The 14,899-nt window shown below is 38.1% G+C and carries 12 protein-coding genes and 3 tRNA genes; 4 read left to right on the forward strand and 11 right to left on the reverse strand.

All coding sequences use genetic code 11. The features are described from left to right. Positions 1-129: 129 nt before the first annotated feature. Positions 130-1,221 carry a 3D domain-containing protein gene (locus tag BQ2683_RS04865; protein ID WP_069987683.1) on the reverse strand — a complete coding sequence of 364 codons (1,092 nt, stop codon included), beginning with the start codon at positions 1,219-1,221 and terminating at the stop codon, positions 130-132. A 655-nt stretch (positions 1,222-1,876) separates the two neighbouring features. On the opposite strand from BQ2683_RS04865, the gene BQ2683_RS04870 reads away from it, so the two are divergent. Next, the gene (locus BQ2683_RS04870) at positions 1,877-3,247 is read left to right on the forward strand and encodes an MATE family efflux transporter (protein WP_069987685.1); all 1,371 of its coding nucleotides are present in this window, start codon (positions 1,877-1,879) and stop codon (positions 3,245-3,247) included. A 120-nt stretch (positions 3,248-3,367) separates the two neighbouring features. Here BQ2683_RS04870 and BQ2683_RS04875 read toward each other — a convergent pair whose 3' ends face one another. The 8 genes from BQ2683_RS04875 to gpr all read right to left on the reverse strand — a co-directional run bounded on the left by BQ2683_RS04875 (position 3,368) and on the right by gpr (position 8,471). Further along, a complete protein-coding gene (locus tag BQ2683_RS04875) occupies positions 3,368-3,604 on the reverse strand; it encodes a hypothetical protein (protein WP_069987687.1) in 237 nt (78 codons plus the stop codon). 472 nt (positions 3,605-4,076) lie between these two features. Next, the gene (locus BQ2683_RS04880; RefSeq protein WP_069987689.1) at positions 4,077-4,811 is read right to left on the reverse strand and encodes a toll/interleukin-1 receptor domain-containing protein; all 735 of its coding nucleotides are present in this window, start codon (positions 4,809-4,811) and stop codon (positions 4,077-4,079) included. Positions 4,812-5,602: 791 nt separating this feature from the next. Beyond that, positions 5,603-5,688: transfer RNA gene (locus tag BQ2683_RS04885), tRNA-Tyr, on the reverse strand. A gap of 28 nt (positions 5,689-5,716) precedes the next feature. Next, a tRNA-Thr gene (locus BQ2683_RS04890) sits at positions 5,717-5,792 on the reverse strand. Positions 5,793-5,855: 63 nt separating this feature from the next. Next, a tRNA-Pro gene (locus tag BQ2683_RS04895) sits at positions 5,856-5,932 on the reverse strand. Positions 5,933-6,084: 152 nt separating this feature from the next. Then, complete coding sequence (locus tag BQ2683_RS04900; protein WP_069987692.1) at positions 6,085-6,381, reverse strand: hypothetical protein; 297 nt, start codon at positions 6,379-6,381, stop codon at positions 6,085-6,087. A gap of 6 nt (positions 6,382-6,387) precedes the next feature. Further along, a complete protein-coding gene (spoIIP, locus tag BQ2683_RS04905) occupies positions 6,388-7,545 on the reverse strand; it encodes a stage II sporulation protein P (RefSeq protein ID WP_069987694.1) in 1,158 nt (385 codons plus the stop codon). A gap of 62 nt (positions 7,546-7,607) precedes the next feature. Continuing rightward, complete coding sequence (gene gpr / locus BQ2683_RS04910) at positions 7,608-8,471, reverse strand: GPR endopeptidase (protein ID WP_069987697.1); 864 nt, start codon at positions 8,469-8,471, stop codon at positions 7,608-7,610. Between the two features lie 223 nt (positions 8,472-8,694). On the opposite strand from gpr, the gene rpsT reads away from it, so the two are divergent. From rpsT to alr, 3 genes are all read left to right on the forward strand, one after another. Further along, positions 8,695-8,949 carry a 30S ribosomal protein S20 gene (rpsT, locus tag BQ2683_RS04915; protein ID WP_069987698.1) on the forward strand — a complete coding sequence of 85 codons (255 nt, stop codon included), beginning with the start codon at positions 8,695-8,697 and terminating at the stop codon, positions 8,947-8,949. A gap of 183 nt (positions 8,950-9,132) precedes the next feature. Next, entirely contained in the window at positions 9,133-9,306 is a 174-nt protein-coding gene (locus tag BQ2683_RS13360) for a hypothetical protein (protein WP_159427354.1), read from the forward strand. Positions 9,307-9,854: 548 nt separating this feature from the next. Continuing rightward, positions 9,855-11,018: an alanine racemase gene (gene alr / locus BQ2683_RS04920; RefSeq protein WP_069987701.1), complete on the forward strand. Its 1,164-nt coding sequence runs from the start codon at positions 9,855-9,857 to the stop codon at positions 11,016-11,018. A 499-nt stretch (positions 11,019-11,517) separates the two neighbouring features. On the opposite strand, the gene BQ2683_RS04925 is transcribed toward alr, so the two are convergent. Then, positions 11,518-13,026, reverse strand: coding sequence for an IMP dehydrogenase (locus tag BQ2683_RS04925; protein WP_069987704.1), 1,509 nt, complete (start codon positions 13,024-13,026; stop codon positions 11,518-11,520). Between the two features lie 298 nt (positions 13,027-13,324). Beyond that, positions 13,325-14,884 carry a trypsin-like peptidase domain-containing protein gene (locus BQ2683_RS04930; protein ID WP_083256378.1) on the reverse strand — a complete coding sequence of 520 codons (1,560 nt, stop codon included), beginning with the start codon at positions 14,882-14,884 and terminating at the stop codon, positions 13,325-13,327. Between the last annotated feature and the right edge of the window lie 15 nt (positions 14,885-14,899).

Consider the following 14,899-nt stretch of genomic DNA (forward strand, 5'->3'; position numbering starts at 1 on the left):
GCCAGCTTTTATTAAGCGATCCATTATAAGACAAAGTTTATGTTATACTATTTTTTCTATATTAGATAAAACAAAAAAGCTTTGATTGATATCAATCAAAGCTTTTGCATCGGTATTTTAACTCTTTGGTTATGGCAAAATATAAATATTTACAGTCCTAGAACCCCAATTACGGCATTCACCTTCTGAGTTCATAAATAAATCAACTAAGATTTCGTTTTTCATACAGGATCCACCAGTATCAGCTGCAATCGCATAGCCATATACACGCCCATCTGCGCTGGCAATATACATCTTTGTCCCATAAGGGATCACATTTGGATTTACCGCAACATAACCAGGTTTTACCGTTCTACCTGTTGAGGTACGGGCGCCTGCTGGAGCGGTATAAGCTACCCCACGGCCTGTAATTACTTTTGTATAATTGGTAGGGATTCCATTTCCATCAAAGCTAATCCCCGCAGGTGTATCCAATTCAGAAATAACAGATTTTCCTGCTACACTTTTTTGTTCTACTGGGGTTTTTGTCCCCACTAAAACGACACGATTTACCGGTTGAACGGTTACTTCGGATCGAACCGGCTGTTCCGAACGGGAAACAAGGTTGCCGTCCTCATAAGTGCAGGAATAATAATCTACCCGTGTACCAGTAGAGCCTGCAGTTTGTTCTTGGGTTACCCCTTTTAACAAACCATCTGTTTCTTGATAAATGGTTTCAAATGGCAGCTCAACTTGTTCTGCTACCTCATTGGTGGTAACACGGACAACGGTAATGGATGTTCCTTCTTTTACTACATTGTTTACATCCTCTGACACCGTATCTGTTGAACCTACCGCCACATTTGCCAACTCCAGTGCATCCTGAACAGTTCCACGTACCATAGGTACTTGTACTGTTTTTCCATCCGCTGTAACAGAAACATCAAACGCCCTGTTAATTCGGATGTTTGCATGGTTGTTATCAACATCCATCCATAGCACTTCATCATTGGCAGAAGTTTCTACTCCTAAATCGCTTAGGATTTCATCTGCTGTTTGCTTATTTGTCAATACCGATTTTACGAATTGTCCGTTGTCATAAATTTCTACTCTGCAATTAAAACTTGCAATACCAGTTAATACTGGTGTAGAAAGCATAACAAAAGCGCACACCCCACTGATGACAATGGTTCTTGTTTTAGCAGAACACATCTCTTTCAGTTTACGTAAAAATGATTGCATGTGTTTAACTCCTTAATGAACAAAACATATCACTATGGATATATGTTTTGCAGATTGTTACTGTTTGTAACCGTTTTGTAGCTATTATATGCAGTAAAATAGCAATTGTCAAGGCTAAAATACTGTTGATATTTATATAAAATATATATAATCACACAATTTGTATCAATTTACACTTGGAAAACCGAAACTATATTTTGATATTCCTGGTTTTTTATGAAAAAATTTGTTTTTTTCTATTGGTGTTTTTACCAAATCGTAATCTTTTTTTCTTTTGTGCAAAATAGATAAAAATTTGTTTGTTTTTATAAATTATTTCACTTTATTTTTCGCCTTTTTTACAGAAAAAAGGTTGATAATTTTTTACCACCCCATATAAAGAAACTCGATTTTATACATAAAAACGGACGAATCTTGCCGATTATAGAAAATCCTCTATCAGATATCCCAAAATTTTTACTATAATTTAGGGCAAATATAATAATTATTTACATTAAATTGACTTGTTTTTATAAAAATGATATAATGAATAAAAAGTATACTTTATCATTCTGGTTAATGAGATAAAAAATCCTATAAAAAATAGGGGGTAACTACCTAATTTTTATAAGAATGATAAACTATAATTTATCAGGAAAAGGAAAAGGATAAATATATGATCAAAGATATGACAACCGGCATACCGTCCCGGAAACTCATAAGCTTTGCGATCCCTATTTTTATCAGCACCGCATTTGTACAACTACAGAGCGTTTTTGATACAGCTATTATAGGGCAGATTTTAGGGATGCGTGAGTTGGCCGCTATTGGCGCAACAAATTCCGTTACCTTTTTATTCTCAGGGTTTATCGGTGGGATTGTAGGCGCCACTACAATGACAATTGCTAAGTATTTTGGGACGCATAACCAACATAAGATGCGCCAGTCTATCTGTATGGCAGCATATATTATGTTGATTTTTGTTATTTTTATTTCTGGTTTGGGGATTATTTGTTCATACCCTCTGCTAGAAACAATCAACACGCCGGTAGAATTGATGCCCAGCGCCCATCTCTATATGTGTCTTTCTTTGGGTAGTATGATCTTTACCCAGCTGTCGTCTCTATTGTCTTGCGCTATGAATGCGATGGGGGATAGTACAACATCGCTGGTTTACTTAATCGCTAACACGTTTTTTAATTCGGGGTTAGATTACCTGTTTATTAAAGTATTTTCTTTTGGGGTTGCTGGCATCGTTTTTGCAAGTGTTATCTCAAAAGTGGTTTTGTCAATTATCTTCTATTTATATATGAGAAAAAAATCCGAATGGTTTGTATTTGAAAAAAAAGATTTCCAATGGAACAGTCAGATCGCAAAAGACCTTCTAAAATTAGGGGTTCCAATTGGATTCCAGAGTATGGGCATCTCCATAGGCTCTGTTATTCTGCAAAGTGGTGTTAATACCTTGAGTACAGCGGTAATCAGTGGCTACACCATTGGAACAAAAGTGGAAAGTATCATTGTTTCCCCTATGGCCATTTTTGGAAGCACAATTGGCACTTATATTGGGCAAAACTACGGCGCCAAAAATTTTATCAGGTTGAGAAAAGGGTTTTGGATTATTTTCCGTTGGGAACTCGTTGCCAGTATTGCCTGTTTTGCTATTGTACAATTATTTGGTTGGCAAATTTGTGAGCTGTTTATCAATGCCAATGGGGAACAATCTGTTCCATATGCATTCCAGTATATCAGCACCATTTCATTTTTCTTTCCATTGCTTTGTTTGGTACATATCTATACAAATTCGCAAAAGGGGATAGGGAACGGCCTAGCTTCTATGACAGGTGGCATATTCGAGTTAACAGCCAGAATTTTAGTTTCGTATTTTTTGGTAAAGAAATTTGGATATTCTGCAGTATGTTTAGCCAGCCCATGCGCTTGGGTAGGTTCTATCATTGCGATGTGTCCTTGGTTCCATTACAAATTACACAAAATGGACCAAAAGAAAAAGAAAGAACAACAAGAGAACTCTTCCAATCAGAAATAATAAAAACCGGTAGATGGAGCAATACTTCACCTACCGGTTTTTTATTTCGATTTATAATATGGGGGTATTCCTATATAAGATAGATTTTCTCCGAACTATCCTTCCCATGAAATTTACTTATTATTTTTCTTCTGGCAAGGAAGATTTTTTCGATTCACCTGTATCCAGTTTATCGTTTAATCGTTGGCTTTGTGTTCCAAAATAAAAAGCGATTACCACTGAAAAAACAGTGAGAAAATCCTGGCTTGAAACTTTACCCACAATAGCGAGATAGGCAAATGCCACCGATAAAATTAAAGTGACAATGCTTTTTACACATAAAAGGTTACTAAGGCGTTTTACCCATATTTCCCCCATTATTTTTACCCCTTTCCTCTCTATTATCATATATTATATCTATGCTCTATCTCTACAAACTGTTCCTGTATGGTATATTTTCATTTAAAAAGGAGAACTCAAAAAACTGGTACGATGTTTTCAATATTGTTTCAGTAAACACATAGGGTAGGGACGCGGTATTTTATCTAAAATTTAGTTTTCGATATAGTTATGATAGGTTTTAGGGCTAACGACGTCACAGAACAAGTAAATATTTTCTGGGAAATAACGACAGAAAGCGCTCGATATACGATGTAAAATTGCTGATTGCTATCCTTCAAACAGATTTGAAAATTTTTCTATACCCACAGCTTTGCTTCTTTTAATAGGTATCTTATGGCTTATTGATCAATCGTATTAGGAGACTAAGTATTTCATTCCATTAATGTTAGTATAGGATTAAATTTACAGGATTTTGGCCCCTTTATTTTGTTCTAATATAGATCCAAACTTATTTTAATTTATCAATTGTATATAATAGCTCACGGAAAGCACTTCCATAGTCTTGCCTAAAATCAATGTATTTTTTTGTTTTTAAAAATCTCGGTATTGTACACTCTTCAATCAAGATTGGTATTACTCGCACCTGTTTGTCTTGATTTTCATCCCAAATAGAGGATTCCCATTCAGCCCTAACCCAACTAGATGCAACGGAATTTTTGGATAATAAAATCAACAAGAAATCGCTATTATCAATTCCCTTTTCAATCTCAGTTGGTATAGACTGACCGCCTAAGATATCCCATTGGTCCAACCACGGGATACAACCTGCATCCTTTAAATCAGCATATAATAAATTGGCATAACCTTTATCTTGGGATGAATGGGAAATAAATAATTTCAATCCACTTTTTGATAAAGTATGCGTCGTAATATGCCTCTCATAAAATAGTGTGTTTACAAATTCTAGTTCCAGTAATAATTGAGATTTATTTTTATTGTCTTTTTGACGGGATATTCGGCTCGCTAATTTTTCTTTACATTGAATAATATCGTGCATTGTAATACTATTTGACAAATAATTAACCGGGATAAGGAAGTAAGAGGAACATAATAATGGGTTTCCAAAATACACTATTCCAAGTATTTTACCATTATCCTCATCAAAATCATCGAGATACCCTATTTGTCCCTTAAAAGAACCCTCCAAACAAATTACAGGTCCATATTCCAGATAAGAAACCATAATAACCACCTTTCAAACTTGTATCTACTTATTTTTACTATCTATGTTAGAAGAAGTGTACTAATAATTCCTCTTGAGAAACAACGGATTTACCACTTAAATTACTAACATGATGGGGTATTAATCTAGCAAAGCTTTTTTAACATTGGTATCCAATAAATACTGTGATTTAGGAAACAAATAAACCTAATTATACTATCATTTCAAAAAGGCTTAAAACTGGGAAATTAAAGTTAGTTAGTATTTTTCCTTAAAACTATTATAAAGTAATTCTTTGAATAAACCAATACTCAATTAAAAAACTTTATTTCTTTGTAACAAAAACAAAGTTTATATGTTTCACACATGATAGCTCCAATTGGAAAAATTAGATAAAGGTCCCATACCATTTGAAAATAACTTTTACTTTTCTAAAAGCAACCCATCAATTTAGTTTTATTGTCAGACTATAAAGATTCCTAAGCTACCATAAATTCGAAAAACTGTTAAAGTACAGCAAATCTAATAAATTCGTTATAGATTTAATATGGTTAAAGTGTAATTCTATCTTAAATTTAGACATAGTTCGGTAGATTCTACTTATAGTCAAGCTACACAATGAAAAAGCGATCGCAGGTCTAAAAAGGGTATATGGTTTAGATACCAATTTCATCGGCAGTTTCTTGATCAAAAAAAGAGTCCAGATGTAAATTACATCTGGACTCTTTTTGGAAGAGGTAAACACTTTAAATGCGAGCACTTTGCCCGGAAAAAGAAATGAGTCCGAACGCAAATTGCGTCCAGACTCAGTCTGGTGGGAGAAGGTGGATTCGAACCACCGAAGCTGAAAAGCAACAGATTTACAGTCTGCCCCCTTTGGCCACTCGGGAATTCTCCCATATTCAATTAAATACTCCTACAAAAAATGGAGCTGGTGGACGGACTCGAACCCCCGACCTGCTGATTACAAATCAGCTGCTCTACCAACTGAGCTACACCAGCATAGTAGGATGTATGGTATTTTACCATATAAAACACAACTTGTCAACACTAAATTTAAAAAAGTGGTCGGGGTGACAGGACTTGAACCTGCGGCATCTTGGTCCCAAACCAAGCACTCTACCAAACTGAGTTACACCCCGTAAGTTGTATATTGCTGTAAATCAAACAGCTTTATTATTATAACTGATTCATTTTATTTTGTCAACACTTTTTTGCAAAAAATTTATTTTTTTCAGCTATTATCTTTCCTTTGTAACAATTTTTTTGGAACATAAAAATATCTGTTGGAATTTTAACTCAACCCCAACAGATACCCAATTGCACGAATCCAACGCGGGACCAAAATCCAGTGTTCCTGGCACCATGCCTGGAACTGCTGCCAAGGGGTAAAATCCAGAAGATATCCATTGCCATATAAGTCGACTACTACACCATTGGCATGAGGATAAATCTGAATACCAATCCCCACGATTGCTTGTTGACTGCGGTTCATTACCACAAATAACAAGCCAAAAAAAATGATTACCGCAGCAGTAGCTGCTGCCGCCTGAAAAAATAATTGCCAAAAATATTTTTTTTCCTGTTTCATACTATCCTATTCTTGTATACTTAACAAAGCCTTTGCCAATGATTTTCCCACTAGTTCTCCAGAATATACCGCTTCATTCAAACTATTCGCATGGCCTCCCATTTCGATTAAAATGGAGCCTGTTGTTAAATCCTGATTATAAAATTTATATTTAAAAGCAACGGGACGGGTTAACCCTGGATAATCACTTTCCATCTGTTTTTGTAATAAAGATGAAAAGCTAAGGTTTTTTAAATAATTTGGATAATTCATTGTGCCATCATCACATCCGGAAACAATCATGACCTGAGCTGCGTTTTTTCCATTGATGTTTGCTATAGGTGCATAACGGGTTCCATCCTTAGTGGAAATCGCGTCACGATGGATGTCCAATACTATTTTAATCGAAGGGTTTTCTTTTAAAATGGTCTGGACAGTTTCCCGGGAACGGTCATAAGCTCCATTATAAGAAGGGTAATCATGCTCTGCGGAACTGTGGATTACTCCAATCCCTGCTGCCTCTAATTGTTTGGCGATTTCATCCCCAACCCTCACCATATTCCGAGAGGTATCCCGGTTTCGGGAAGGGACCCGGTTATCATAAAAATCCCTTGGTGCCAAGTCATAACTCTCTGTCGTATGGGTATGCATAATTAATACCTGTGGGGAGCCATCCGCTGCTATTTTAAAGTCTGGTAAGCTGTTAGCCGCCTGCAATACTGTGTTATTATCCACATTTGTGGTATTATAGATATAAGCGCTTCCCCCAATATTTAAATATTGAGTAGTACTTCCCGCTGTATATTGTTTTCTAACAATCGTTCCGTCATGGTTGCTATAGGTATCAATTTCTTCCTGTGTAATACCAACGTCCTGTGGGGTAGAAACAGAATCTGGCGAGGGACTAGTTTCCGGTTGGGAAGTATTCTCCTGTTGTCCTCCTGTTTGAACTTCTGTCTGTTCTGTTGGCTGGGAAGCATCATTATCTTGTTTTGCTTGGGTAAAAAACGACATTGTTCCTTCAGGCAGGGTAATTCCTGCGGAAACAAACGCCGCTTGTTCTGCCATAGCGCTGACATAGGGGATACTCATCACAAACCCTTTTCCCAACAACGGCAGCGCAAACACCATACCGGCCGCCAATGCTGCTTTTTTTATGGGGATGGTTTTATGCCGCCTTGCCATATGTGGTTTCCTCCTTATTATATCATTCGGTTACCACACATTATATGAATGGAAATAAAAAATTATGCTGTTAATCCCATTAATTCGGATACACTCAATTCTGGCTGAAGTGCACAGTTTAACCCCATAGCGAGCATTTTCGAGGATTGTGCTACAATTTGGTCAATTTCCCTAGGTGTCACCATCATTGTTTTCGCTCGGTCTGGAATCTGATTATTAGTTTGCAATAAATCACTTGCAATTGTTGCCATATCCACTACGGTTGGAACTCCAATTGCAATAACCGGTACCCCTAACGTATGAACAGAGAGTTCTTTCCTCCGATTTTGCACTCCTGAGCCTGGGACAATACCAGTATCCGAAATTTGGATAGTCCTACCCAAACGGTTGATATCCCGAGCCGCTAAGGCATCTACTACTACCACAGCTGCGGGCTTGATTTTTTGGCAAATACCGGCGACTATTTCTACTGTTTCCATCCCTGTTTGACCCAATACTCCAGGGGCAGCTACCGCTACGGGGCGTAACATGTCGAGCCCCGTCTGTTCTGCAATCCCGTTGATTAAATGCCTTGTTGCCAAAACGTAACGGCAGGTATGTGGCCCAATATCATCTGGAGTAATTTCAGAGTTACCTAAACCGACTACGAAAATCAACCCTTCTTTGGGTAACAAAGGGGAAATTTCTTTTCCAATTAGTTCTACTTCCTGTTCAAATTGTCCGGAATATCCTTTTAAGGAGTCCATCTCTAACGTAAGATACCTCCCTTGGGGCTTTTCCAACCGTTGGGCAGCTTGTTCTGTTTCCACCACTATCCTGGTGACGGTTACATGTCCTTTTTGAATCACATTCCGGGTAATGCCATCCGGAGTAATCTCTTTTGCAAAAGCGGTATGTTCTATCATCAAATCTGTCCGAATACCCATAACCTCATTCCTTTCGATGCTTTTCTTTTAGTATGGGCAGATTCATACAGGATTATTTGAAAACACAGGGAATATTTTATGTTTTTTACTATTGATTTTTTTTGTACAACATGGTATCATAATTAATGCTGTCAGTAGGTGTCAGTGTCTCGTGCCTACTGCGAAATTATCTGAATCAGATGAGTTCGAGATCTGTGGAAGAAAATACTAAGGAGGTGTCACCATGCCTAATATTAAATCCGCAAAAAAAAGAGTTAAAGTGATTAAAACCAAAACTCTGCAAAACAAAATGACAAAATCCGCGTTAAAAACCGCTTTAAAAGCTGCTGATGCTGCTGTAGCTGCTAACGCTGACAATAAAGCTGAGGTTGTAAAAGTTGCCATCAAAAAAATGGATCAGGCTGCTGCAAAAGGCGTTTACCACAAAAACGTTGCTGCACGTAAAAAATCCCAGCTGATGAAAAAACTGAACGGCTAATTTTTTAAAAGATAAGAAAAATATGAGCAATCCCGTTAACCTCTCAGGGATTGCTTTTTTCTTTGTTGTAAACTCCATTTGTATCCCATATGATTTTTATTTCCCTTTTGTAAACATTCTACAAAACATTTGACAGAATACCCAAGTTATATTATCATATAAATAAATAATGGAGGTGGTCTTATGTCAACACAGCTTGAACGTAAAAAAGCGCATAAAAGATCAATAACAATTATATCAATCCTGTTAAGCATTGCTGCTATTGCTTCTACCGTAGCGCTCTGGTTCTATAAGGTATCCAGCAAACGTGCTTATGAAGATAAATGGAAAGACTATGACGATTGCGGTGTTGCATAAACCTACAATTCATAGGATTCCCTTTTTTACAGGTGATCGAGATTAGCGTCTGTTGTGGGCAACAGGCGCTTTTATCTTTTATTTTTACAGAATAAGTCTTGTTTTGATTGTTTTTCTTATTTTTCCAGAATACCGCTTTTCTATGTTGAAAATTATTCACAACTCCTATTATTATCCAGAAAAAAACCAGCAACTTACTAACTAGTTGAAAACTCTGTGGAAAATGATGAAAACTTTCTGTATATTTTAAAAAAAGGGAAATGTAAATAAAATAGTTCCCGTATTTTCAGCAAATTATCCATAATACAATGGGTTGATTTTAAAAATCGACTTTTCCACATTTGTTGAAAAGTGTGTTGAAAAAGTTGAAAGTAGGTTTATTTCCATAAAATATTACCACATGTAATCATTCATTTTCCTTTTAATTCCTTCTATTTCTAATAAATTACATTTTTCTTGCAAAACCGCCTGAATATTCAACATTTGCACTTTTTTATAAAAAGTAGTATCATAAATAACACAGAATTTTTCTCCGAGGAGGAACGGCTATGCAGCCTTATACAAAACGTACCTGGACGGAAATTAACTTGGATTGTTTGGAACACAATTATCATCAAATAAAAGCATTATTGCCCCAGACTGACATCATTGCCACCGTCAAAGCGGATGGCTATGGACACTGTGCAGAACCTGTGGCACGACATTTGCAAGAGTTAGGAGTTCATTTTTTTAGTGTCTCCAATATCGATGAGGCTACTGCACTGCGAGATGACCAAATTCAAGGCGATATTTTAATCTTAGGGTATACCCCTGTGGAACAAGCGGAAGAATTGGTAAAATACAACATTATACAAACCGTGTTTTCACCTGAGTTTGCTCAAGAATTAAATCTGGCAGCACAAAAAGCTGGTATTACAGTCCGAGTCCATGTTGCTTTGGATACAGGAATGTCCCGAATTGGTTTCCAGGCAACCCAATCCTGTTGGGAAATAGGGGAGATTGAACGGCTTTATCACTACCCCCATCTAAAAATAGAGGGCTATTTTACCCATTTATGTCATGCTGACAGTACAGAAGAGGGACCACGAAATTTCACCTTACACCAAAAGCAGCTTTTTGACCAAATGATACGACAGCTACAGCAAAAAGGATATCACACAGGGGTTTCCCACATACAAAACAGTGCAGGTATCCAAATGTTACAAGGGAACCACTATGATTTAGCGCGCCCTGGTATTGTATTATATGGATTACACCCAAGTGGCCAAGTAACAATCCCTGGATTAAAACCAGTATTGCAACTAAAATCTGTTATTTCGATGGTAAAAGAAATTGAAGCGAATGTTACAGTGGGATATTCTAGAACCTTTACCACTAAAAAAGCAACAAAAATCGCCACAGTCTGTATTGGATATGCAGATGGCTGGCCACGGCTATTATCGAACCGAGGATATGTATTGGTAAACGGACAAAAAGTTCCTATTATCGGCAATGTCTGTATGGACCAGCTCATGTTGGATGTGACAGGAATTCCCGCAAAGCAAGGGGATATTGTCACTCTAATTGGAAAAGACGGCAATTTGGAAATAACCGCAGATCAGGTTGCGGAAAGTATTGGTACCATTGGTTATGAACTGGTTTGTCAAATCAGCAAACGTGTACCAAGAGCAATCTACCAAAATGGGAAATTAATTGAAGTAATAGAATATTAAATGAAAAAACATCAGTGAGAAACTGATGTTTTTTATTTACATGATAATATTGAATCTTGATAAGCAGTGACGATAATTTTTTATCCGCCTACCTTATTTTATAATTCCTTTCACTGTCGCAACGATAAAAACAGTTTTTACAGGGAATAATAGGTTTTATTGTAAACCGTGTGCTTTTATCTTATCTGTGAAATCCTAAAATTCAAAAAATAATTCATCAAGACAACCGCTGAGATTGTGGCATACATAGATCCTGGATGGGTCTGCTATTGACTTAGCTCAATGGACACTGAACATCATACACCCTACTATCCATAAACAGGTTCCATTAGATACCGGCAATCTGTCCAATTAACCATTGGTTTCTGTTCTATTTACTTTGCTCAGGTAAAGCTTCCTCTTCCTATCCTCCATAAAATTCGGGATTTCATTTAGGTAGAAAAAAAGGATGCTACCAGCAAAATCCGCTGGTAACATCCTTTTTTATGATAAAATAATATTATTTTACAGTAGTTGCGGTTTTTTCCTTTAATAGGACGTCATGCGCGCCACCTTCTACAATACTGGTAGAGGATACCAGTGTCAATTTTGCTTTTTTCTGCAATTCTGGAATCGTCAACGCACCGCAGTTACACATCGTAGAGCTAACCTTTTTCAATGTCAAGCTCACATTATCCTTCAATGGACCAGCATATGGAACATAACAGTCCACTCCTTCTTCAAAGGAAAGCCCACCTTTTCCGCCTAAATCATAACGCTGCCAGTTTCTAGCACGGTTGGAACCTTCGCCCCAATACTCTTTCATGTAGTTGCCATTAATGTTTACTTTATTGGTTGGGCTTTCGTCAAAACGGGAGAAGTAACGACCCAACATCACGAAGTCCGCACCCATTGCCAAAGCCAAAGTAATGTGATAATCGTATACGATACCGCCATCTGAACAGATTGGCACATAGATACCGGTTTTTTCATAATATTCATCACGAGCTTTTGCAACCTCAATGACTGCAGTAGCCTGTCCACGGCCAATTCCTTTGGTTTCACGGGTAATACAGATGGAGCCTCCACCAATACCAACTTTAACGAAGTCTGCCCCTGCTTCCGCCAGGAACAAGAAACCTTCACGGTCTACTACGTTACCTGCACCGATTTTAACAGTATCACCATATTTTTCCCGCACAAAATCAATGGTGCGTTTTTGCCATTCGGAGAAGCCTTCTGAGGAGTCAATACATAAAACGTCCGCACCAGCTTCTACCAAAGCAGGGATACGTTTTTCATAGTCACGGGTATTGACGCCGGCACCCACAACATAGCGTTTTTTGGCATCCAGTAATTCACGTGGATTTTCTTTGTGGGAAGCATAGTCTTTGCGGAATACAAAATACAATAATTTTTGGTTTTCATCAACGATAGGGAGGGAGTTTAATTTGTGGTCCCATATAATATTGTTTGCCTCTTTTAGGCTAGTGCCTTTGTCAGCATAGATCAATTTTTCAAATGGCGTCATAAATTCGGACACTTTAGTATCCAAAGACATACGGCTCACACGGTAATCCCTGCCAGTAACGACCCCTAACAGTTTTCCATGTGCAGTACCATCGTCTGTTACCGCAACAGTGGAGTGCCCTGTCTTTTCTTTTAAATCCAAGATATCCTGCAATGTTTTATCTGGCTGAATATTAGAAGAACTTACAACAAAGCCAGCTTTATAATCTTTTACACGTTTTACCATTGCAGCTTGATCCTCAATGGTTTGAGCGCCATAAATAAAGGAAATACCGCCTTCAATTGCCAAGGCAATTGCCATTTTGTCATCCGAAACAGATTGCATAATTGCGGATACCATTGGGATGTTCATTGTAACCGCTGGTTCTTCCCCTTTTTTAAATTTGGTAACTGGTGTTTTTAGGCTGACGTTGTCAGGAATACACTCAGCAGAGGAATAACCTGGTACCAACAAGTATTCACTAAAGGTATGGGATGTTCCTTCGTAAAAATAAGCCATAATCGTACTCTCCTTATCTTGAAATATAACCTTGTGGACAATGCCGGTAGAACCGACTGTACAGCAGAAAGTAAAAAATGTTATACTCTCCTAGGATAATTATTTTTTATTATAAATCTTTATCCTTATAAAGTCAACGGTTGCAAACAAGAATTCCAATAAAATCAGACAAAAAAGACAAAATTGAACCAGTTACGCTCTTTCATGACAAAAGGAAAACAGGCCACCAAAAAGGCAGCCTGTTTTCGAGGGTAAAAAGAAGATTATATATGAAAAAGAAGATAGCAAAATAATTATATTAGCTTGCGCTGGTTTCACCCAATGTTACAGTAACATTTAAGGTTTGGCCTAAACGGAACACCTCCAGGGTAACCTGGTCTCCAGCTGCATGTTTTGCCAATTCACTGGCAAGGATATCATAACTGGTCAGTTCGGTTCCATCCATAGCGGTAATAATATCCCCACCTTGTATTCCAGCCTGACCAGCAGGAGAATTCTCCACCACGCTGGAAACAACCATTCCTTGTGGATAACCCATACTTTGCAGTACATCGGTAGTATATCTCATATCAATGGTAACGCCAAGGTAAGCGGCTTTTTTGCCTTCGTTATTGATTAATCGGTCACAAATTTCCACTACTTCGTTGGAAGGAATCGCAAAACCCATCCCTTCAAAACTAGTGGAGGAGCTAGAACTGCTCGCTAATTTCGCGCTGTTGATGCCAATCAGTTTCCCGGTACCGTCTACTAAAGCACCGCCAGAGTTACCAGGGTTAATTGCCGCATCTGTTTGGATTAAACCCATACTCTGACCACTTTCCAAAGTCAAGGTACGATTCAAACCACTGACAATTCCTTCGCTGACAGAGCCCATAAACTGTAAGCCACCTGGGTTACCAACCGCTACAGCAACCTGACCTACTTTGATTTGGTCAGAATCCGCGATTTCAATCGGTGTTAACCCTGTTTTATTAATTTTCAATACTGCAAGGTCCGCACCTGCGTCATATCCTACAATCGTAGCTTCTGTACCATCACTGTCGTTTTCATCCATATAAACATTGATTGTACCACTATCCTTTGCACCTTCTACCACATGGTAGTTGGTGATGATATAACCGTCTTCCCGGTAAATAACACCGGAGCCTTCAGAAGAACTCTGGGTTGATTGTCCAAAAAATCCACCAGCACTCTGATAACTAGCACGGATTCCTACCACGGATGGCAATACTTTATCCGCAATTGCCTCTACAGAGGAATTATAGCTCTCATCAATATTCACATTGGTAGCCGGTGTGGAGCTATTGCTATTAGTAGGATTATTTCCTAATAGCAAGTAGGTCGTTCCACCTCCAACAGCCCCCCCAGCTAAAGCGCATATCAAAGCAATTGCCGCAATTTTAACTCCCCAGCCAGAGTGCGATTTTTGTTTTTTCTTCTGTTTCGATTCTGGGGTTGGAGCTACAATAGGGGAGATAGAATCCAAAAATTCTGTCTGTTGTGGATTTGATGTTGGGTTTCCTGATGGCTGCTGTGTTTGTGCCGCCTGTTGCTGTGCCATGTATTGATTATAATTGTAACCATAACCCTGATATGTTTGGGAACCTGTATTGGTATGGTCATGGTAAGTGGTTTGGTAGGAAGGGGAAACAGGGGTTGGGGATTCCTGTTTTGGTATTGTACTGCCTTGACCTACCACCTGAGCAGAAGGTTCTGTAGACGCATCCTGGTTGGTTGGGGTAACAGGTGTCGCCTGTTCTGCTGTGTTTTGTGCCCCTTCATGATAAGGGGAATTATTTGTTCTATCTCTATCAGGTTCGTTTGGTTCACCTGTCATAAAGTTTTTATTTTCATCCATATTTGTCACTACCCT

Origin of the sequence: Massilioclostridium coli, assembly GCF_900095865.1 — a bacterium.
In the GTDB taxonomy this organism is placed as follows: Bacteria; Bacillota; Clostridia; order Oscillospirales; family Ruminococcaceae; genus Massilioclostridium; species Massilioclostridium facile.

Bases quoted from the DNA above. Each gene is read 5' to 3' on its own strand.
- BQ2683_RS04925 (WP_069987704.1), bottom strand. From the start codon at position 13,026: ATGGCTTATTTTTACGAAGGAACATCCCATACCTTTAGTGAATACTTG.
- BQ2683_RS04880 (WP_069987689.1), bottom strand. From the start codon at position 4,811: ATGGTTTCTTATCTGGAATATGGACCTGTAATTTGTTTGGAGGGTTCT.
- rpsT (WP_069987698.1), top strand. From the start codon at position 8,695: ATGCCTAATATTAAATCCGCAAAAAAAAGAGTTAAAGTGATTAAAACC.
- BQ2683_RS04870 (WP_069987685.1), top strand. From the start codon at position 1,877: ATGATCAAAGATATGACAACCGGCATACCGTCCCGGAAACTCATAAGC.
- BQ2683_RS04930 (WP_083256378.1), bottom strand. From the start codon at position 14,884: ATGGATGAAAATAAAAACTTTATGACAGGTGAACCAAACGAACCTGAT.
- BQ2683_RS04875 (WP_069987687.1), bottom strand. From the start codon at position 3,604: ATGGGGGAAATATGGGTAAAACGCCTTAGTAACCTTTTATGTGTAAAA.
- BQ2683_RS04865 (WP_069987683.1), bottom strand. From the start codon at position 1,221: ATGCAATCATTTTTACGTAAACTGAAAGAGATGTGTTCTGCTAAAACA.
- gpr (WP_069987697.1), bottom strand. From the start codon at position 8,471: ATGGGTATTCGGACAGATTTGATGATAGAACATACCGCTTTTGCAAAA.
- alr (WP_069987701.1), top strand. From the start codon at position 9,855: ATGCAGCCTTATACAAAACGTACCTGGACGGAAATTAACTTGGATTGT.
- BQ2683_RS04900 (WP_069987692.1), bottom strand. From the start codon at position 6,381: ATGAAACAGGAAAAAAAATATTTTTGGCAATTATTTTTTCAGGCGGCA.
- spoIIP (WP_069987694.1), bottom strand. From the start codon at position 7,545: ATGGCAAGGCGGCATAAAACCATCCCCATAAAAAAAGCAGCATTGGCG.
- BQ2683_RS13360 (WP_159427354.1), top strand. From the start codon at position 9,133: ATGTCAACACAGCTTGAACGTAAAAAAGCGCATAAAAGATCAATAACA.